The following is a 19,847-nucleotide window of genomic DNA, read 5'->3' as shown; positions in this document are numbered from 1 at the left end:
GCCGAGAAAGCCTATTTCGACCCTATAGTCAGAGTTTGCAAGCCCTATGGCCTGAGTTACACTAACGCCCTATTTATACCTGTTCTACGGTGAAGTGAAATCCTTTATGTCAACGAGCTTAGTGTCAAAAACAGTGGTGTCCAAAGCAGTGGTGGTATTCAGTGGCGGACAAGACTCAACAACCTGTCTTATTCAAGCCCTAACCCAGTACGATGAAGTACATGGGATCACTTTTGACTACGGTCAACGTCACCGCGAAGAAATTGAAGTTGCCAAATCCTTAGCAAAACGCCTGAAGATCACCAGCCATAAAGTCATGGATGTCACCTTACTTAATGAGTTAGCTATTTCAGCCCTCACCCGTGATGCAATACCCGTTTCACACGAGTTGATGGAAAATGGCTTACCCAATACCTTCGTGCCCGGCCGTAATATTTTATTTTTAACGCTTGCAGGCATTTATGCCTATCAATTAGGGGCGCAAGCGATTATCACAGGCGTGTGTGAAACCGATTTTTCAGGCTACCCTGATTGTCGTAACGATTTTGTCAAAGCGATGGAATCCGCCTTGGTTCAAGGCATGGATAAACAACTAAAAATCATCACGCCTTTAATGTGGCTCAATAAGGCACAAACCTGGGCACTGGCGGATAAATATCAGCAACTTGATCTGGTTCGCCACCATACTCTCACCTGTTATAACGGCGTGATTGGCGATGGCTGTGGTGATTGCCCTGCCTGTCATCTTCGCAAACGTGGATTAGATGACTATCTACAGAATAAAGCAGCGGTCATGGCTGAGCTTGACGCCAGCGAGCCAAAAGCATGACACGCAGTCCCTATTGGGTCGCGCTGATGGTGAGTCTGATCTGTGCGGGTTTGTATGCCGCAGGCTTAGCAAGCACCGCTGTCGATAACTTACTCGCCTATCGCCGCAGTGCAATTAGTGAGGGTGAATGGTGGCGATTAATCAGTGGAAATTTACTGCACACGAATCAATGGCATCTATTGATGAACCTTGCAGGGCTGTGGGTGGTGCTATTTTTGCACCATTTTCATTATCATCTCAAAGGCTTAAGTGCACTATTTTTCGTGTTATGTTTACTTGAAGGTATAGGCTTGTATTTAGGCTACCCGCAATTGCTCGGTTATGTCGGCTTAAGCGGTATGTTGCATGGTTTGTTCGCCTACGGCGCAGTGCAGGATATTGTCCGTAAGCTGCGCTCAGGCTATCTGCTGCTCGTTGGCGTTATCATCAAGGTCGGTTACGAACAGCTTTATGGTGCCAGCAGTGATGTCACCGCCATGATAGGTGCGCGCGTGGCAACCGAGGCGCATTTGGTCGGCTTAATCTGCGGGCTGATTTGCGCTTTAGCGGTGTTTATCAAGCTAAAAATGAGCCAATCAAAAGTCCCTGCTTAATCCAAGTCAAGATATTAAAAAGCCGTCGCTGCATGATTGCTGGATGGCTTTTTTAATGCTGAGCGCAAGAATAAATCTAGGCTTTGATCAACAGGTCCCGCAGGTGCTTGACTTCATCACGCATTGCCGCCGCTTGTTCAAACTCTAAGTTGCGCGCATGTTCATGCATCTTCTTCTCAAGCTGATCGATTTGATGGCTCAACTCTGCCGCATCGGCTTTATGATAATGGGACTTAGGCTCAGCCACTTTGCCATACACAGCTTTACTGTCGCGGCCATCATCCACATCCATCACATCGGTGATCCGTTTAACGACGCCCTTAGGCGTGATACCGTGTTTTAAGTTGTGCGCCCGCTGACGTTCACGACGTCGGTCAGTTTCACCTATCGCTTTCTCCATCGAATTGGTGATGCGATCGGCATAAAGGATCACTTTACCATTGACGTTACGCGCCGCGCGGCCAATCGTTTGGATGAGCGAGCGTTCAGAGCGCAAGAAGCCCTCTTTATCGGCATCTAAAATACACACCAATGACACTTCAGGCATATCTAAGCCTTCGCGCAATAAGTTGATCCCAACCAATACATCAAACTTACCTAAACGCAGATCGCGGATGATCTCAACCCGTTCGACAGTGTCTATGTCCGAATGCAGATAACGCACTTTTACGCCATGTTCGTCGAGGTATTCAGTCAAATCCTCCGACATACGCTTAGTCAACGTCGTCACTAACACCCGCTCATTGACGGCCACTCGCTTGGCGATTTCAGACAATAAATCGTCCACTTGGGTCCCAACAGGGCGCACTTCTAATTCAGGATCGAGCAATCCCGTTGGCCGCACAACCTGCTCAGCAATCTCGCCTTCGCTCTTTTCCAGCTCGTAGGCACTCGGTGTTGCCGACACATAGATAGTTTGCGGCATCAATTGCTCAAACTCTTCAAACTTGAGCGGCCGGTTATCCAAGGCAGACGGTAAGCGGAAACCATATTCCACAAGTGTGGTTTTACGGGAACGGTCACCTTTGTACATAGCGCCGATTTGCGGCACAGTCACATGGGATTCATCGATAATTAATAAGCCGTCGGCAGGCAAATAGTCGAGCAAGGTTGGTGGCCCTTCCCCTGGTGCGCGGCCAGACAAATAGCGCGAGTAGTTTTCGATGCCAGAGCAGTAACCCAACTCCACCATCATTTCCACATCGTATTGCACCCGCTCATGGATACGCTGGGCTTCAATTAACTTGTTGTTATCGAGTAGATATTGCTTACGCTCACGCAGTTCTTCTTTAATAAACTCAGTGGCAGCGATAATTTTTTCCCGCGGCGTGACATAGTGAGTCTTAGGGTAAACCGTCGTACGGGCGATACGTTTAATAATATGGCCCGTTAACGGGTCAAACTCACTTAAACGTTCAATCTCATCGTCGAACAACTCGACTCGAATGGCATTACGCTCAGAATCGGCGGGGAAAATATCAATCACTTCACCGCGCACACGATAAGTACCACGTTGTAGCTCAATATCATTGCGCTTGTACTGCAATTCACTGAGACGAATTAAGATGTCACGCTGCCCCATCACATCGCCTTGGCGTAGATGCAGCAACATTTTTAAATAGGAATCGGGATCGCCCAAGCCATAAATAGCCGACACCGAAGCAATCAGCACCACATCTTTACGTTCTAACAGCGCCTTAGTGGCGGATAAGCGCATCTGCTCAATGTGAGCATTAACCGAAGCGTCCTTTTCGATAAAGGTATTTGACGCAGGTACATAGGCTTCGGGCTGGTAGTAATCGTAGTAAGAAACGAAATACTCGACCGCATTATGGGGAAAGAACTCTTTCATCTCGCCATAAAGCTGCGCCGCCAAGGTTTTATTAGGCGCCATGATAATCGTGGGCCGACCTAACTTTTGGATCACATTGGCAATCGTGAAGGTTTTACCTGAGCCCGTCACCCCGAGTAAGGTTTGGCAGGCCAGACCCGCTTCGAGTCCATCGACTAATTTGGCAATCGCTGTAGGTTGGTCGCCTGCGGGGGCGAATTGCGATTCAAGCTGAAAAACAGATTCTGACACGCGCACATATCCTTTTAGTGAGTCGCCCCATTCTAATCAAGTCACCGACTAAGCTCCACAGTTATCCTTCCTGTCGTCATATCAATACGATCTAAAACCGCAAGATGACAATTTAAAGGAAGAAACATGAAACTTTTAAACTAAGGCGTTTTCAGCGTTTTTTGCTCACAAAACACCCGCAAACTAAGCAAAAATGCCAATTTAATACACAAGAAATCAATTTCGTTCGATTACAAAATTGCAACCTTGTTTTCACCCTCAATAAAAACCACTTGCTTTTAGTATGCATTTGATAATGCTTAAATTTATTTTTGAACCCCAAAATAGTGCATTTTAAGTCCGCCGCCCATACCCCAAGGCTTTGGCGGCCATTTTCCAGGACAACTCACAGGGTTATCCACAGATTTTGTTGATAAGTCGAAATAACCTAGAAACCACGCGGGATTGGAGGCTGTCATGTGTCTTAACAACCGTCTCTCGGCATTTAGTAATTTAATTACATTTGATAAATGTTGCTACTTGTATCAATTTCACTAACTGTAATTAACGCGAGCTGTAGTCGCGCATCTGGTACCACAACTTATAGTGAAGTGCATCACTTAATTTGAAAAACAGCTCACGCTAATTCGATAAAGCCTCAATTAACACCTCCATCAACAACAGCAAACTTGTTAAAACAGAAAAACGGGCTTTAACAGCGAAAAGATAACCCACGTTTTCTATCGGTATAAAGAACTGAGTAAATTCACATTACCCCACCTGAGATCCTTTTTTGAGCGGTTTGAGTCTTAAGTACTCGACCAAGTACCGAAAACGGTGTCGATTATTTAGCGAATGATTTCAATTTCATAGAATCACCGCTTAAAAACGATGGACTCAATTATGGCTATATTGCGAATTGTTAAGTGGTTTTTCACGAAAAATGTCGAATTCTGCACCACGATGCACATTAGATGAGCACTTAACAGCATAATTACACTTTTTTTAGTAACTCGAGTTGACTCATCCAACAGAGCGTTTTACTATGCGCTCCGTTCTCAACGAGTCGCTACGATTGTGTGAAACGATTCCCCTGTAGTTCAGTCGGTAGAACGGCGGACTGTTAATCCGTATGTCACTGGTTCAAGTCCAGTCAGGGGAGCCACTTTAAGCACATGATAAAAATGAGTTAGAACAAGCAGTAAGATAAGTTGTAAACAATTCCCCTGTAGTTCAGTCGGTAGAACGGCGGACTGTTAATCCGTATGTCACTGGTTCAAGTCCAGTCAGGGGAGCCAATTACGTTATCAAGCTGAAGCATTAAAATGATTCCCCTGTAGTTCAGTCGGTAGAACGGCGGACTGTTAATCCGTATGTCACTGGTTCAAGTCCAGTCAGGGGAGCCAATTTAAGCAAGCAAAAAAGTCGATAGTAATATCGCACCTCGATTCCCCTGTAGTTCAGTCGGTAGAACGGCGGACTGTTAATCCGTATGTCACTGGTTCAAGTCCAGTCAGGGGAGCCATTTAAAAAGTGTTATTTCTGTAAAGTCGATAGCAATATCGCACCCTCTACTCCCCTGTAGTTCAGTCGGTAGAACGGCGGACTGTTAATCCGTATGTCACTGGTTCAAGTCCAGTCAGGGGAGCCAATTATTCTTAGTTTTGTTCCCGTGTCTTTGCCTCTTCTGGCTTCTAGTTACCCTATTCTTTTCCGTTTTGTTTTTAAGCAAATGCAGTTACACTGTTATCAGCTTATTAATAAAAATTTATGAGTGTCATCACACAGATAGCTGCAGTTAAGTATTCTTGACTTAAACTTATCCTGTTTGAGCTCACCCAAAAAAATAGAGCGGATTTTTATGGCCATGTCAAAATCATATCCAATTTTTTTACTGCTTATTTTCTTAGGTCTTTTTGCTTGGGTATATCAAAGCGAAAATAGCCAATTACAAATCCAACAACAGCAAGAACTGGATAGCTTTAAAACCAGTTTAACCCGCTACCAACAATGGCAAGGTGATGGCGCCGAACTCTTCAAAAAGCTTTCTGAAAATTACCCATTCCAATTTTTCCAATATATTGATGATACCGATGGCCAACTGAGTCATACCGAAGGTCGTTTAGACAGCCAACATCCTCATCCCTTAGCGCGTTTATTTTCTATTGAGCTCAGTCATACACAAAAATTGGCAACCGGTCGTTTACAAGTCAAACTCAGTGCAAACCAAGCGATTGAAACTTCGATTCGTCATACTCAAAAGCTCGGTGTCATGTTACTGGTGGCTTACCTTATCTTGCTGTTAGTGTTTATTCTGTTAATGTCAAAACATAGGGCGGCGATACGTTATGCTGCTGATTATATTTCAAAAATACCTGAGTTAGGGTTTTCTGCTGTCGCATCATCAAAACTCACAGGTGAGCTCAACCCCATTGGAATATCCCTTGAAGAGTGTCGTCTTCAACTTAAAGCCCAAATCGATAAACTCAATCAAGAGAATGAAAAGCTGCATAAAGCGGCCTATCAAGACACAGTGACGGGTTTTGGTAGTCGCCAGCGCTTTACCCAAAAATTAGAAACCATAAGTAATCCCGATATTCCTCAATTGGGGCTGATGGCAATGGTTAAGGCGACAGAGCTTGCGCAAATCAATCAAAAACAAGGGCGAACAGCGGGGGATGATTATCTTTCAAGGGTGGCAAATTGTATCCGCAAAGCCTGTAGTAAGTATTCAGACGCAGAATGTTTCAGGGTATCGAGCGCTGATTTTGCCATCTTTATTCCTGATGTCATGCTGAAGGATGCGCCAAAATTTTTAGACCAATTAAAAATTTATCTCGATGAATATTTGCAGATGACAAAAGCGGAATCTGCTGCCCATATCGGTTTAGTTCCCTATCACCAAGGTACCGATGCGGTTAATTTGCTGACGATTGCGGATACCGCAGTCAGCATAGCGCAGACCCTTGGACCGAATAGCTATCATATCCAAGAAAAACTCAATGGTGACGAGCAGTTTGGTGATGATCGCTGGAAAATGGCGATCAATGATTTAGTCACTCGCCAAGCATTAAAATTCTACCAACAGCCAATTCAGCCGTGTCGTACCGATGTAGAGGTTTACCGTGAGTTGTTGGCGCGCTTTTACAATAGCGAAGGCAAGTTCTTACCCACCACCACAGTGATCGCTATGGCAGAACGTCACGGTATGAGTTCTGAATTAGATAAACTGGTGGTGATCAGTGCATTAAGAATGCTTAAGGAAAACCCGACCATTTCGGGTAACTTTGGCATCAATATCAGCGCATTTTCTGCGCATCAAGATATGTTTGTCGCTTGGCTAAAGGACATTTTAGGCAAGCAAAAATACATCGCCTCGCGCTTAGTATTTGAGATCAATGAGTCAGGTATGCAGTCTAACTTAGGGGCAAGCTATAAGTTCGTTCGCGAAATACATAGCGTTGGATCACGGGTGTCGATAGAGCGTTTTGGCATGAGCTTTACGTCCTTCAAATTCTTCAGCGAAGTGCGCCCAGACTACATAAAGCTTGATGGCAGCTACACATCGAACATCGATGAAGACAGCAATAATAAGTTCTTCGTCCGTATGATGGTGGATGTTGCAAGACGGATAGGCATTCGGGTTATTGCGACCAGCGTCGAACGCCAAGAAGAAAAACTCACCCTCGAAAAACTCTTAGTTGATGGATTGCAAGGCTATTACATAGCACAGCCCCAAGCCATGGCGATTACAGATCAAATTTAATACTTTAACGGGTTAATTCGTCGCCAAAATTTACAGTAAAGATGGTTAACCCTGCATTCTATATGTTGTTTATGCAAACGGAAAAGTCGATAATACGGCCAAGATCCGTTTAGAAAAGTATTGAGATGACTGAATATCTCCTCTTGTTGATCAGTACAGTACTGGTCAACAATTTCGTTTTAGTAAAATTCTTAGGCTTGTGTCCTTTCATGGGGGTCTCCAGTAAACTGGAGTCCGCTATTGGCATGTCTATGGCGACCACTTTTGTGCTGACGTTAGCCTCGATTCTCAGTTACCTCGTCAACCAGTATCTACTATTGCCCTTTGATCTGAGCTACCTGCGAACCATGAGCTTCATTTTAGTGATTGCGGTTGTGGTGCAATTTACTGAAATGGTGGTGCAAAAAACCAGTGCTGCACTGCATCGCGCTTTAGGCATTTACCTGCCGCTGATCACAACTAACTGTGCTGTGTTGGGTGTTGCCCTATTGAACGTTAACGAGAAGCACGATTTTATCCAATCGGCTATCTATGGCTTTGGTGCTGCGTTAGGCTTCTCATTAGTGTTAATTCTCTTCTCGGCGATGCGCGAACGTTTAGCTGCCGCAGATGTCCCCTTACCTTTCAAAGGCGGCGCCATAGCGATGATCACCGCAGGTCTTATGTCCCTCGCCTTTATGGGATTCACAGGATTGGTTAAGTAAGATGTCCGGAATTTTAATTGCAGTCATATTGTTGACCCTATTGGCATTAGTCTTTGGGCTATTACTCGGTTTTGCCGCCGTTAAATTTAAGGTTGAAGGCAATCCGATTGTCGATGAACTCGAAGCGATTCTGCCACAAACACAATGTGGTCAATGTGGTTACCCTGGCTGTCGCCCTTATGCTGAAGCGATTGCCAACGGTGATAAAGTCAACAAATGCCCTCCCGGCGGCACTGCCACCATGGAAAAACTGGCGACCCTGATGGGCGTCGAGCCAGAGCCGCTGAATGCCGAGGCACAATCTCAAGTGAAAAAGGTAGCCTACATACGTGAAGACGAATGTATTGGCTGCACTAAGTGTATTCAAGCCTGCCCTGTGGATGCGATTATCGGTGCAGGTAAGCTTATGCATACTGTGCTGACAACCGATTGCACAGGTTGCGATCTCTGTGTTGAGCCTTGTCCCGTCGATTGTATTGATATGATCCCAGTCACCCAGAATCTTAAAAATTGGAACTGGCGCTTAAATGCCATCCCAGTGACTCTCATTCAAGAGATTCAGAGCCAAGAACCACAGTTAGAAGAGGAAAAGCGGTGTTAACTTTATTAGATCAATTAGATAAAGGAACCCTTTGGCGCTCACCCGGTGGTATACATCCACCCGAAGTCAAATTCCTCTCGAACGCGACGCCGATTAGCCAACTGCCCTTAGCCACTACGTACTTAGTGCCCATCCCTCAAGTCGGTGAAAACTGCACACTTGCGGTAAACATCGGCGATAGCGTATTAAAAGGCACACCGTTAACTCAAGGTACCTCCATTTGGCATTTACCTGTGCATGCGCCGACATCAGGCACTATCGTTGCCATTGAGCCAAGGGCCAGTAACCATGCTTCAGCATTGCCAGTTAACACTTGCGTTATCCAAGCCGATGGCAAAGACACTTGGTGTGAGCTGGTGCAAAATGAGCTTGAGGATTTAACCCATCAGCAGATGATCGATAAGATCCGTGCTGCTGGTATTGCAGGCATGGGCGGCGCGGCGTTTCCAACTCATATTAAGCTTAATCCGGTCAGTGAAATTGATTTAGTCATCATCAACGGCGTCGAGTGCGAACCTTATATCAGCGCCGATGACAGATTAATGCGCGAATACAGCCAAGATATCCTCGCCGGTATTGGCATTATTCATCGGTTATTAACGCCAAAACGCATTGTTATCGCCATTGAAGATAATAAGCCAGAAGCGGCCAAAGCCATGCAAGCTGCAGTCGTCCAATGTGGGCTCCCAGCGGACAGCATTCGGGTAACGGTCATTCCGACAAAATATCCTTCTGGTGGTGAAAAGCAGTTAATTCAAATCATTACTGGCCGCGAAGTGCCCTCGGGCGCTATTCCCGCCAAACTCGGTATCGTCGTGCATAACGTCGGCACTGCCTTTGCGATTCATCAAGCGGTTACCCAAGGTAAACCGCTGATTGAGCGCGTTGTGACTGTGACGGGCAAAAATGTCGGTAAACCGGGGAACTACTGGTTACCGATAGGCACACCTGTTGAGCATGTGCTTGCTGCGACTGAGTTCACGCCAGAGCCTGAACAAAAGGTGATTATTGGCGGGCCTATGATGGGCCATGCATTGGCGAATATCCAAGTGCCTATTTTAAAAGGTACTAACTGTATTCTGGTGCCAAGCAGCCAAGAAATAGGAACTACGCCAGAAGAAAAAGCCTGTATCCGCTGCGGCGAATGCGCCAATGCCTGCCCTGCTCTCCTATTGCCACAGCAACTCTTTTGGCACGCCAAGGCCGAAGAATATGACAAAGCTGCCAGCTACAATCTAAAGGATTGTATTGAATGCGGTTGCTGTAGTTACGTCTGCCCGAGTGATATTCCCTTAGTCGAGTATTACCGCATTGCCAAGTCTGCACTTAAACAAGCCGCCGATGAAAAGCAACAAGCGGAGCGCGCTAAACAGCGTTTCGATGCCCGTTTAGCGCGTCTTGAAGAAGAAAAGCTTGCCCGTGAAGCTAAGGCCAAAGAAGCCGCAGAGCGCCGACAAGCGACTATGACTGGCACGGATAAAAATGCAGTCGCCGAAGCCATGGCACGGATCGCCGCGAAAAAAGCCGCAGCGGCACAATCAGTCACTGGTGAATCAATTACCGAAGAGTCAAGCGCCACAACAACTGACACCACGGAAGTGCCAAAAGGTAAGGCCGCCGTTGCCGCCGCCATCGCCCGTGCTAAGGCGAAAAAAGCTGCACAAGCAAATGCCGATGGCACTGACACCAATGGTGCTGAAACTGACAGTGCCAAAACAGACAATGCGGTGAATGTTGACGCAAACGACTCCATCTTAGCAACAGATGCAATCGCGCAAGAAGCGCCGTTATCTCAGAAGGACAAAGTCGCCGCGGCCATTGCTCGCGCCAAAGCTAAAAAGGCGGCTCAGCAAGCCGATATCGCGCCGCTTGAAACGACTGAAACGGCTGACAGTACACCAGAAGCCAGCGCTGCCGATGATAAAAAGGCCAAAGTAGCTGCCGCAGTCGCGCGGGCAAAAGCCAAGAAAGCGGCGCAGCAAGCAGACACCGCCGCTAGTGATATTGAAGTTAGCAATACTGAAATTATCGTTAGTGACGTTAATGATTCAGAAGCGATTAAGAAAGCCAAAGTAGCCGCCGCGGTTGCCCGTGCTAAAGCGAAAAAAGCCGCGCAGCAAGTTGAGACAAATGCTGACAATGATTTAACTCAGACCGCGACTCCAGCAGTTGATTCCGCAGCTAGCGTTCAAGCAGATGTGAATGATGATACAGAAGCAGCCGCTACTGACGTTAACGACGCTGAAGCAATTAAAAAGGCCAAAGTGGCCGCCGCTGTTGCTCGTGCTAAAGCGAAGAAAATAGCTGCGGCATCAGCTGCTGAGTCTGAAATAGAGCCCGTTGACGACATTCAAACTAAAGCTAACGTGGCATCGCCGTCGATAGCAGCACTTGACGCCGTCGCAGCTAAACCCGAAGCCGTTTTACCATCCGCAGAACAAATTGCAGAACCCATTGAAACGACAGCCTTATCAGGCGATGAGCTTAAAAAAGCACGGATTGCTGCGACCATCGCCAAAGCGAAAGCCAAAAAAGCGGCACTCGCTCAAAAAACCGAAGCTTCGAGCGATTCAAGTGTTGCTAATGATTAAGAACAGAATGATAAAAAGGGAACACAATGGCGTTTAAAATAGCCTCATCACCCCATGTCACACGTAATTTGCAAACCTCAACTGTGATGCAAAGGGTGATTTTATGTTTACTACCGGGCCTTGTGGTGCAATGCGCCTTTTTTGGCTGGGGCACGCTTGTTCAAGTGCTGCTTGCGATTCTTGTTGCCCTAAGCTGTGAGGCTGCGGTGATGAAACTTCGCAAGCGTAATATCAAAGCCAGCCTTAGCGATAACAGCGCCATGCTGACCGCAATCTTGATTGGTGTCGCTATTCCTCCCCTAGCACCTTGGTGGGTGATAGTGATGGGCACCGCCTTTGCGATCGTTATCGTTAAGCACCTTTACGGCGGTTTAGGCCATAACCTGTTTAACCCTGCAATGGCGGCGTATGTATTGCTGTTAATCTCATTCCCAGTGCAAATGACCACTTGGATAGCACCAAGTACCGTTGCGCTGCATTCGCCTAGCCTAGCTGAGAGCTTGCAACTTATCTTCAACATTGGCGCCCACGTTAACTTGGAACAGTTTCGTTTAGGGATAGATGGCATCGCAATGGCGACGCCACTCGATACCCTTAAAACCGATTTATCCCTAGGATTAACCACCACAGAAAGCCTGACTAAAGCCATCTTTGATGGCAGCACAGGCGTAGGTTGGTTCTGGGTGAATTTAGCTTATCTGGCTGGCGGTTTAGTGTTACTTAAACTGAAAGCCATTCGTTGGCACATCAGTACTGGCGTGTTATTGGGGCTTTTTGTTGCATCGAGTATCGGTTTCTTACTGTCGCCCGATACCCAAGGCAGTCCCCTATTACATTTGTTTTCTGGCGCGACCATGTTAGCGGCATTTTTTATCGCAACCGATCCCGTCACAGCAGCAACCAGCCCCCGTGGTCGCATTATCTTCGGCGCGTTAATTGGTGTGTTGGTGTACATCATCCGCATTAAAGGCGGTTACCCTGACGCCTTTGCCTTTGCCGTGTTATTGGCTAACCTCTGCGCCCCCTTTATTGACTACTATGTGCGGCCACGCACCTATGGTCATTCAGCTAGCTAAGGCCATTTGGCGGACTACAGTCATGCTACAAGATAATGTCATTCTGCTGGCAACGAGAGCTTAAGGAAAAAGAGTTGAAAAATCCGATGATTAAAAATGGTTTTTTATTGGCACTGTTTGCCTTGATCTGCACGGGTCTCGTCGCCGCGGTCAATCAACAAACCTTTGACAAGATTAAGCAGCAAGAACAACAGGAATTGATGCGAGTATTGCAACAATTAATCCCTGATGAAATACATGATAACGAGCTTACCGCTCAGTGTACCTTGCTATTAAACAAAGAAGCATTAGGCACGGATAGTCCAATGCCGGCATATATTGCTACCCATGCAGGCAAGCCTGTCGCTATCGCCATGGAAGCCATAGCACCCGATGGCTATAGCGGTAATATCAAATTAATTGTTGGAATTAATATCCAAGGTGAAGTCTTAGGCGTACGTACCTTGTCCCACCAAGAAACCCCTGGGCTGGGTGACAAAATTGAACTACGTAAATCGGATTGGGTCACTCAGTTTGTTGGTAAAGTGTTGGGCTCTGAAGATGATAAGCAATGGTTAGTTAAAAAAGATGGCGGCGATTTTGACCAATTTACCGGTGCAACCATCACCCCGCGCGCTTATGTTAAAGCAGTCAAAAACGCGGTATGGTATTTCAGCACTAACCAAGCACAAATTTTCAGCCAGCCGCTAAATTGTGAGGCCAACCATGACTAATTATCGCGAAATTGCGTGGCAAGGACTGTGGAAAAACAACCCAGGCCTAGTGCAACTGTTAGGTTTATGTCCGCTACTTGCGGTTACTGCAACGATCACTAACGCCCTTGGCCTTGGTCTAGCCACTATGCTGGTGCTGATTGGCTCTAACATTTTGGTGTCACTGGTGCGCGACTATGTACCCAAAGAAATTCGTATTCCTGTGTTTGTGATGATCATCGCCGCGCTAGTCACCACAGTGCAACTGCTCATCAATGCCTATGCCTACGGCCTGTATTTATCCCTTGGGATCTTCCTGCCATTAATTGTGACTAACTGCATCATCATCGGCCGCGCCGAAGCCTTTGCCTCGCGCAATAATGCGTTTAGTGCCGCCTTCGATGGCTTAATGATGGGCCTTGGTTTTACTTTAGTGCTTACAGTGCTGGGCGCAACGCGGGAAATCTTAGGTCAAGGCACACTGTTTGATGGTGCGGATCAACTACTCGGCCCATGGGCTAAATCGTTAACCATGCATCTATGGCAAGTCGATACCCCATTTCTCCTTGCTATGTTGCCACCCGGCGCATTTATCGTGATGGGATTATTGATTGCATTGAAAAATGTGATTGATAAAAAAGTCAAAGAACGCCAACCTCAAGTCGCCGCAGAGCCGAGTGTTACCCGCGCACGGATCACTAAGGTAGGTTAACAGGCATTATGGCGCTCGTGTTAACGCGTTTAATGTGTGCCTAGCACATGATGAGCGGCAAAACTCAAAGTATAAGAAAATCAGCGAACGTGGGTTGTAAACTCATCAATCATCATTAATAAGATAGTGATAATGAACGGTTGAGAGTTGAAACCCACCACAACGCAGGAATCGTACATGAATCAAGAAAAACGTATCCAGATCCTCACTCGTCTTCGCGATAACAATCCCAAACCTGAAACCGAACTCAATTTTTCAAGTCCCTTCGAACTGCTAGTGGCAGTGACGTTATCGGCCCAAGCAACAGATGTGAGCGTCAACAAGGCAACAGACAAGCTCTTTCCTGTGGCAAACACAGCCCACAGCATTTATGCCCTTGGCGTAGAAGGTTTAAAGCAATACATAAAAACCATAGGCTTATATAACAACAAAGCCATCAATGTGATCAAAGCCTGTGAGATCTTGATTGAAAAGTACAATGGCGAAGTACCAGAAAACCGCGAAGCCCTAGAGTCTCTGCCCGGCGTTGGCCGCAAGACGGCTAACGTGGTACTAAACACTGCGTTTGGTTGGCCAACCATCGCCGTCGACACCCATATTTTCCGCCTCGCCAATCGCACTAAATTCGCGCCCGGCAAGAACGTAGTCGAAGTGGAAGAGAAAATGCTAAAAGTCGTGCCGGCGGAATTTAAAGTCGATGTACACCACTGGTTTATCCTGCATGGCCGCTACACTTGCCTTGCGCGCAAACCCCGCTGTGGCAGCTGTATCATTGAAGATTTATGTGAGTACTCTCCACCAAAAATAAAGTAAAGAATCAGATTTAGTTTGTATCACAGATTCGTTAGATAATCTGTTTTTTATCTTTACAAAACCACAAAGACCCATCATAGTATATTTATGTATAATCGACATTAAATTATGTAATGAATAATTTAAGGGATAATGTTCAGGTTAGGATATATAAGGATATAAAAGGCGCTTCGTTTCCAGTCGTGGTTAGGAACGGCTGCATCCCATGCTGCTTGTACCTGAATGCTTACCTAAACGACAATCATAACTCCCAACTTTCCAAAATGAGATCACGTACCTCAAAACAGTCACTTTCATTCTACACCCGAAAGAAATATGCCTATGAGTTGAAGTTTTTATATTCCTTCTTCATGGAGAACGGTATTGACCTTGTTGAGCGTGTAGCATGTGGATCGTTTTTATCGATCGAGGAAATTGATGACTACATTCGTGCTTGTAAATTCTATGTGGACACAGAAGACGTTAACAAAGACAGAACGTTAGTCAGCCTGACTGATAAAAGGATCACAGATGCGATACATGCGACATCCAACAGTCAGCCAGAAGTGTCAGCGCATACGTTTAATCAACGCCTCAATCGCCTGAAAGCCTACATTGAATTCCTATATGTGTGCCATCACTACGATAGAGCTGAAACTGATCAGCAAATCAGTACGGATGCTCAATTTAATAAATTTAAACTCTACATAAGCTCGGTGATATCTCACTCTAGAAAAGACAACACAGTTGTTAAAGATCCCTTTGAATCCGTGATTTCAGCGAATAAGTTCTTTGATTTATTAGAAATTATTAAAGAGCGCTCGCCAAATAACCCATTCAAGTCGAGCAAGCTTCGAAATCAAATCATCGCCCAAATATTGATTGATACTGGTGTTCGTGTGGGTGCTGTATTGAAATTGAAGGTGAGTGATTTAGTGGATGATTGGGGCACCCCTAGATTCCGACTGACCCGAACACCTAATGACCCTACGGACACAAGGCGGCTTCCCGCCGCGAACAAAACAAAAGCACTCTCAGTTTCTATCTCTCATGACTTGATGAAGCTCATTAAGCTCTACATTGAAACCGTGCGTAATAGTACCCCAAACACTCATGAGCATGATTTTGTGTTGATCTCGGAAAAAGGGAAAACCATCGGAAAGCCTATATCTTACAACGCCATTCACAAGGTCATTAAGACCTTTGGGGATGCCACTGAGATAGCACTGCACCCCCATTTACTTCGTCATAAATGGAATGAAATCTTTGAAGATAAAGCAAAAGAGAAAGGATTTTCGGCAGATAAAATTGAAGACCTTCGTAAATATGCGATGGGTTGGGTGGAAGATTCAAAAATGGCCTCCGTTTACAACGAATTCCAATTAGCCATGACGGTGGCGGAAATCTCATCGAAAAACCAGAGACGATCCGTGCCCAACCTGAGAGGTGACCAATGAACAGCCTTGAATTAAATGATTTAATTAATCGTTTTGAAGGAACAAGTACCTTTCAGTCAAAAATGGAGGGCTATGATTTCGACCTCTTTTCAGATGAGTGGGTGCTCGGTTACAAGAAAACCCTTTACCTTGGCTGGATGCACTCGTTAGACAGCGACGTTTTTCTCGACTTGCGATTGGCTATCGCTCACGCAGCTAAACATTATGCTTATACAAGTCTAAATGGTTTTGTCAGCATCTTAAAAACGCTTTGCCAGTATATAGAGCCAGCGACCTTTGAAGCTTGGTGGCTAACACTGACGGACTATAAAAGGAATACAAGAGAAGCGCTATACGCATTTTGTCAGGGAAGCCATGAGTACCGTAGCCCTATCCTGACTCCGCTCTATAACCTCGTTAAGGAAGAAAACCTAGGGAGAACCCATTTTCATAAAGGTATCCTTGATGAAAAAATAGGTGCGTACAGTGAAATCGAGCGTGATAACCTTCTAGAAGCCCTTAGAATCGAAACGCTCCATGCGCTCGATAATGAGTTCATCACCACACACCCTTTTACCCGCCTGAGAAATATTCTGGCTTGTCAGTTGATTGTCGCCATAGTAAGAAGACCTACACAATTAGTTCAACTCAAATGGTGTGACCTCTTGCGAGTGGGTCAGGCGTTTACCTCACACAAGGAGCATAACCGTGATTGGCAGCCTCTGACACAGCATCACTTTTCTGATGTGGAGCAATTGCACTTGCGAAACTTTAAAGGAAAAGACGGAGGATTTAGATACAATGCCGAATCACGCTCACATCGACTCGCTCCAAACCTGTCTGAATTGCTACTCCGATATTACCAAGCGTATGAGAACTATCTATGTACCTGCTTAAGCCAGTGCAACATTACGCTTTCCGAGAGTGACACCAAAGCACTAATGCAACGACTGCCACTGCTTCCAGACCAAAGTTTATTTTCAGCAAAATTCGAGTCGAAAGAGAGCCTCTTTCGTTCAGTTAGCGATACATCCGAGGCGTTTCATCTATCTTCTGTGAATCTTAGAAGTAATATTGATTACCTCTTCGAGCAAAAGCTCGACATTAAAAGTGACCGCATCGCCCATCAGCCCCTTGTCTTTAAAAATAATCGCTGGCGTCACACCCAGTTAACCCTTGCTGCTTGGATGGGATTAAGCCCCGCACAGGTTGCCGCCATTACTGGCGTCACCGTGCAGTCCATCCAATCTTATCTTGATTTAAAAGCACCGGAACGGGTCAAAATTGACCAAGCCTTTGCGGGGAACAGTGTTGTACAGCGCTTTGATAGCATCTCTTCAAAAGAGTTACAGCAACACACTGATTTTGTAGTTAAAAGTCCTTTTGATGAGGAAATGGGGCACAAACTGAACCCCGCCAATTGTGCCAGTTGTCAGTCAAAAGGGGCCGCCCCGATGGGGTGCTATCCCTGTGATAACTTTCGACCTTTAGAAACCGCCAACCATCAGCCGTATTTGGATAAAGCCGAGCGTAAACTGGCGATTAACAATCAATCAGCGCATCCCGCCACGGTCAAACGGCTGCAAACCATCATCACTTATATCCGAGTGACGATTACGCTGTGTGAAGAGCGAAAAAACCTGAAAGTAGGTGCGCAGATATGAGCACGATAAATCGCTACATTGATAATCAACGTGCTTATGCAGCCAAAAAGAAAGCGCAGCCACTAATGGGCTTTACTAACGCTCAGAGGGAGCCTGCTTCATGGTATGACATGGCGGTGACATTCACCGACAGCGGCGGCAGAACCCTCAACATTTTCTTTTGCAATCTGAATAAAAACATACCGAAGAAAGGTACGCGCTTCACAGAAGATGATCGATTAGCGCCTGAAACACACGATTTATTGTTTGCCTATACGCTTGATGTATTAAAGGAAAACGTAGGCACATATAACAAGCAACAAAAAATCACAACTGCAAGACGCTTCCTTTGCCACTTAGGTGAGAATGTTGCTTCAGCCTCCCTTGAAAAGATCCAACACGCCATAGACTCGCTGACATACTCAGCCTACCTAACGGGATTCATCAACTGGCTACACCATCATAAAATGCTCCCCAAAAGCTGCCTGCCCTACATAAACAGCACCCAAGATACAATGAAAATGAAAAGTGGTGATGACGCACTGGCGGCGGAGAAAAGCAAACTGCCTTCGGAAAAAGCGCTGTTGGCGCTCGGCGCTATCTTTCATGATGTCATCCCCCCCTATCTGGATGATGACCAAAATGATATTCATGCTTGGCAACCGCTTATCGCTTCGACTCAATCGCAACGAGACAGCTTTATTTGCACCATGGCAGCGCTAGGCATGGCGTCACCCAATCGGATCGGCGCAGAGCAACCGCTTTTAACCGTGCAGAGAATAAAGCCCCATACAGAAGTTGTCGATGGACAAGAAAAAACGGTGCATTATCTCAACTGGCGGGGCTCAAAGGGGTACAAGGACAATCAAAATCACATCAATGCCGAAATGGTTGAGAGTCTAGACCGAGCCTTGCACTTCACCATCCTAGCGACGGAGCCTGCCAGAGCGCTAGCTCGGTTCTATCGACAGCCAAATCGCCCACTGAAAGAAGTGCTGCGTGACTTTAAGCCTAGCGATGAGAACATCGCCCTGCTTAAGCCATCCATGAACAAACCCACCCAACTGTTACATCTTGGCTTGCTGCTGGGCTTTTTTGACGGCAGTGACAAATGCGTGCGAGTTGCACCCGACACAAAAGGGGCAACCGACAAAACAGGTATACAAAATCCACATCAGCCGAAGTTTACCAAACCCATCGCCCAACTTGAGCCGTTCGACACACTGGTGTTTAAGTCTCAGTGCCCTTACGCTCGGGCGCTGACAGGATCTTGCTTCACAATACAATCTCAATACCAACATTATACCGCAGGTCAACAAACGCTTACCGTGGCAACCTTTCAAAATCACACCATCGAGAAAAATCAATCTCAACTCAACGGCTATAATTATCATCAAACGAAGTCTGTCGATGTTGAACACGCCTTGTTTATGTATACAGAAAAGCAAATGGGCGGCAGGTTAACACACCCTTTTCTTTTGGTGCCGATAGGTGCGCTCACTAAGTTCTTTGCTGATGAATTAATTAAACGCACAAAAAACAGACTGACTATTTTTGAGCGACACGGCTTTACCTCCGACTTCACGCTCAAGCCGCACCAACTGCGCCATTGGCAAAATGATTATCTTGCAAAAAAAGGGTTGCCTCATCACCTCATTACCCTGCTGTCAGGTCGACAGAGCGCAGAGCAGACCCTGACTTATATTCATACCACGGACGCCGAGAACGCCTCGGTGATTGGGGATATCTCATACTCTAATGAGCTAGAAAGCGACGTTAAAGAGAAGGTAAGCCTTCGTATTAGAACCATGAACCAATACAATGAGGCGATCGACAATGAAATGCCAACTTTTGCTCATGAAACAGGGTTTTGCACTCAGAACCTCGCCCTATCACCTTGTACTTACATGTCAGAGTTTGAAACACAATGTGCGCTGTGCTCATCGTCTTGCCATATCGCCCATGATAGTGAGGCAATTGCCCTACTTATGAAGGATTTAAAGGTACAGACGCATAACTTGGAAAAGGTTCAGGAAGCCATCAATTTTGTCACCAGTCAAAGCATGCAGATGTGGTACAAAACCCATTATCGCAACACGTGCATGCTAAAGCACCTCATTGAAGTGCTATCCGATAACACCATCGAAAAAGGCAGTATGGTGCGTTTACTCACTCGTTCAAACAGCATAAGAATCACAAACTTAGAGACAAAAACCGTGGGAGAACACAAGTTGGCGCTACCTGATACCGAGCAAGCCCTTCAAGCCGCGCTTGAGGCAAAAAACGCTAAAAGCCAAGATGAAGCCACGAATAATTTCTTAGGCTTTCTAGGTTCACTCTAGGGAGGTGA

At 46.0% G+C, this 19,847-nt stretch carries 14 protein-coding genes and 5 tRNA genes; 18 read left to right on the top strand and 1 reads right to left on the bottom strand.

What is annotated here, in order from left to right:
- Positions 1 to 106 precede the first annotated feature (106 nt).
- Together queC and rrtA are read left to right on the top strand one after the other, a co-directional pair.
- Positions 107 to 829, top strand: a complete 723-nt coding sequence (gene queC, locus L5M51_RS02610; RefSeq protein WP_113939679.1) for a 7-cyano-7-deazaguanine synthase QueC — start codon at positions 107 to 109, stop codon at positions 827 to 829.
- A complete protein-coding gene (gene rrtA / locus L5M51_RS02605) occupies positions 826 to 1,422 on the top strand; it encodes a rhombosortase (protein ID WP_263171492.1) in 597 nt (198 codons plus the stop codon). Before queC ends, rrtA begins: the two co-directional genes overlap by 4 nt.
- 76 nt (positions 1,423 to 1,498) lie before the next feature.
- Here rrtA and uvrB read toward each other — a convergent pair whose 3' ends face one another.
- Positions 1,499 to 3,505 carry an excinuclease ABC subunit UvrB gene (uvrB, locus tag L5M51_RS02600; protein ID WP_028760013.1) on the bottom strand — a complete coding sequence of 669 codons (2,007 nt, stop codon included), beginning with the start codon at positions 3,503 to 3,505 and terminating at the stop codon, positions 1,499 to 1,501.
- Positions 3,506 to 4,573: 1,068 nt separating this feature from the next.
- On the opposite strand from uvrB, the gene L5M51_RS02595 reads away from it, so the two are divergent.
- The 16 genes from L5M51_RS02595 (at position 4,574) to L5M51_RS02520 (ending at position 19,839) form a co-directional block, all read left to right on the top strand.
- A tRNA-Asn gene (locus L5M51_RS02595) sits at positions 4,574 to 4,649 on the top strand.
- A gap of 57 nt (positions 4,650 to 4,706) precedes the next feature.
- Positions 4,707 to 4,782 (top strand) — tRNA-Asn (locus L5M51_RS02590).
- A 32-nt stretch (positions 4,783 to 4,814) separates the two neighbouring features.
- Positions 4,815 to 4,890, top strand: a tRNA-Asn gene (locus L5M51_RS02585).
- A 43-nt stretch (positions 4,891 to 4,933) separates the two neighbouring features.
- Positions 4,934 to 5,009, top strand: a tRNA-Asn gene (locus L5M51_RS02580).
- Between the two features lie 50 nt (positions 5,010 to 5,059).
- A tRNA-Asn gene (locus L5M51_RS02575) sits at positions 5,060 to 5,135 on the top strand.
- A gap of 210 nt (positions 5,136 to 5,345) precedes the next feature.
- Complete coding sequence (locus tag L5M51_RS02570) at positions 5,346 to 7,250, top strand: GGDEF domain-containing protein (protein WP_263171489.1); 1,905 nt, start codon at positions 5,346 to 5,348, stop codon at positions 7,248 to 7,250.
- Between the two features lie 125 nt (positions 7,251 to 7,375).
- Positions 7,376 to 7,954, top strand: coding sequence for an electron transport complex subunit RsxA (gene rsxA / locus L5M51_RS02565; protein ID WP_006081543.1), 579 nt, complete (start codon positions 7,376 to 7,378; stop codon positions 7,952 to 7,954).
- Position 7,955: 1 nt separating this feature from the next.
- Positions 7,956 to 8,555: an electron transport complex subunit RsxB gene (rsxB, locus tag L5M51_RS02560; protein ID WP_263145741.1), complete on the top strand. Its 600-nt coding sequence runs from the start codon at positions 7,956 to 7,958 to the stop codon at positions 8,553 to 8,555.
- A complete protein-coding gene (rsxC, locus tag L5M51_RS02555; protein WP_263171486.1) occupies positions 8,549 to 11,146 on the top strand; it encodes an electron transport complex subunit RsxC in 2,598 nt (865 codons plus the stop codon). Before rsxB ends, rsxC begins: the two co-directional genes overlap by 7 nt.
- Before the next feature lie 26 nt (positions 11,147 to 11,172).
- Positions 11,173 to 12,222: an electron transport complex subunit RsxD gene (rsxD, locus tag L5M51_RS02550; RefSeq protein WP_263171485.1), complete on the top strand. Its 1,050-nt coding sequence runs from the start codon at positions 11,173 to 11,175 to the stop codon at positions 12,220 to 12,222.
- Between the two features lie 74 nt (positions 12,223 to 12,296).
- Positions 12,297 to 12,935, top strand: coding sequence for an electron transport complex subunit RsxG (gene rsxG, locus L5M51_RS02545; RefSeq protein ID WP_263171484.1), 639 nt, complete (start codon positions 12,297 to 12,299; stop codon positions 12,933 to 12,935).
- Positions 12,928 to 13,626 (top strand): electron transport complex subunit E, encoded by a 699-nt coding sequence (locus L5M51_RS02540; protein ID WP_028760019.1) that lies wholly within the window; start codon positions 12,928 to 12,930, stop codon positions 13,624 to 13,626. The genes rsxG and L5M51_RS02540 overlap by 8 nt, the downstream gene beginning before the upstream one ends.
- A 177-nt stretch (positions 13,627 to 13,803) precedes the next feature.
- Positions 13,804 to 14,439, top strand: coding sequence for an endonuclease III (gene nth / locus L5M51_RS02535; protein WP_219233611.1), 636 nt, complete (start codon positions 13,804 to 13,806; stop codon positions 14,437 to 14,439).
- 263 nt (positions 14,440 to 14,702) lie between these two features.
- Positions 14,703 to 15,875 carry a site-specific integrase gene (locus L5M51_RS02530; RefSeq protein ID WP_263171481.1) on the top strand — a complete coding sequence of 391 codons (1,173 nt, stop codon included), beginning with the start codon at positions 14,703 to 14,705 and terminating at the stop codon, positions 15,873 to 15,875.
- The gene (locus L5M51_RS02525; protein WP_263171478.1) at positions 15,872 to 17,518 is read left to right on the top strand and encodes a hypothetical protein; all 1,647 of its coding nucleotides are present in this window, start codon (positions 15,872 to 15,874) and stop codon (positions 17,516 to 17,518) included. Before L5M51_RS02530 ends, L5M51_RS02525 begins: the two co-directional genes overlap by 4 nt.
- Entirely contained in the window at positions 17,515 to 19,839 is a 2,325-nt protein-coding gene (locus tag L5M51_RS02520) for a hypothetical protein (protein WP_263171477.1), read from the top strand. Before L5M51_RS02525 ends, L5M51_RS02520 begins: the two co-directional genes overlap by 4 nt.
- Positions 19,840 to 19,847 lie beyond the last annotated feature (8 nt).

Origin of the sequence: Shewanella sp. SM73 (assembly GCF_025653795.1) — a bacterium.
GTDB lineage: Bacteria > Pseudomonadota > Gammaproteobacteria > Enterobacterales > Shewanellaceae > Shewanella > Shewanella oncorhynchi.
The sequence above is the reverse complement of the archived record's forward strand: the minus strand, read 5'-3'. Positions and strand labels throughout refer to the sequence as shown.

Bases quoted from the DNA above. Each gene is read 5' to 3' on its own strand.
- rsxB (WP_263145741.1), top strand. From the start codon at position 7,956: ATGTCCGGAATTTTAATTGCAGTCATATTGTTGACCCTATTGGCATTA.
- nth (WP_219233611.1), top strand. From the start codon at position 13,804: ATGAATCAAGAAAAACGTATCCAGATCCTCACTCGTCTTCGCGATAAC.
- rsxD (WP_263171485.1), top strand. From the start codon at position 11,173: ATGGCGTTTAAAATAGCCTCATCACCCCATGTCACACGTAATTTGCAA.
- rrtA (WP_263171492.1), top strand. From the start codon at position 826: ATGACACGCAGTCCCTATTGGGTCGCGCTGATGGTGAGTCTGATCTGT.
- L5M51_RS02570 (WP_263171489.1), top strand. From the start codon at position 5,346: ATGGCCATGTCAAAATCATATCCAATTTTTTTACTGCTTATTTTCTTA.
- queC (WP_113939679.1), top strand. From the start codon at position 107: ATGTCAACGAGCTTAGTGTCAAAAACAGTGGTGTCCAAAGCAGTGGTG.
- L5M51_RS02525 (WP_263171478.1), top strand. From the start codon at position 15,872: ATGAACAGCCTTGAATTAAATGATTTAATTAATCGTTTTGAAGGAACA.
- L5M51_RS02520 (WP_263171477.1), top strand. From the start codon at position 17,515: ATGAGCACGATAAATCGCTACATTGATAATCAACGTGCTTATGCAGCC.
- L5M51_RS02540 (WP_028760019.1), top strand. From the start codon at position 12,928: ATGACTAATTATCGCGAAATTGCGTGGCAAGGACTGTGGAAAAACAAC.
- L5M51_RS02530 (WP_263171481.1), top strand. From the start codon at position 14,703: ATGAGATCACGTACCTCAAAACAGTCACTTTCATTCTACACCCGAAAG.
- rsxA (WP_006081543.1), top strand. From the start codon at position 7,376: ATGACTGAATATCTCCTCTTGTTGATCAGTACAGTACTGGTCAACAAT.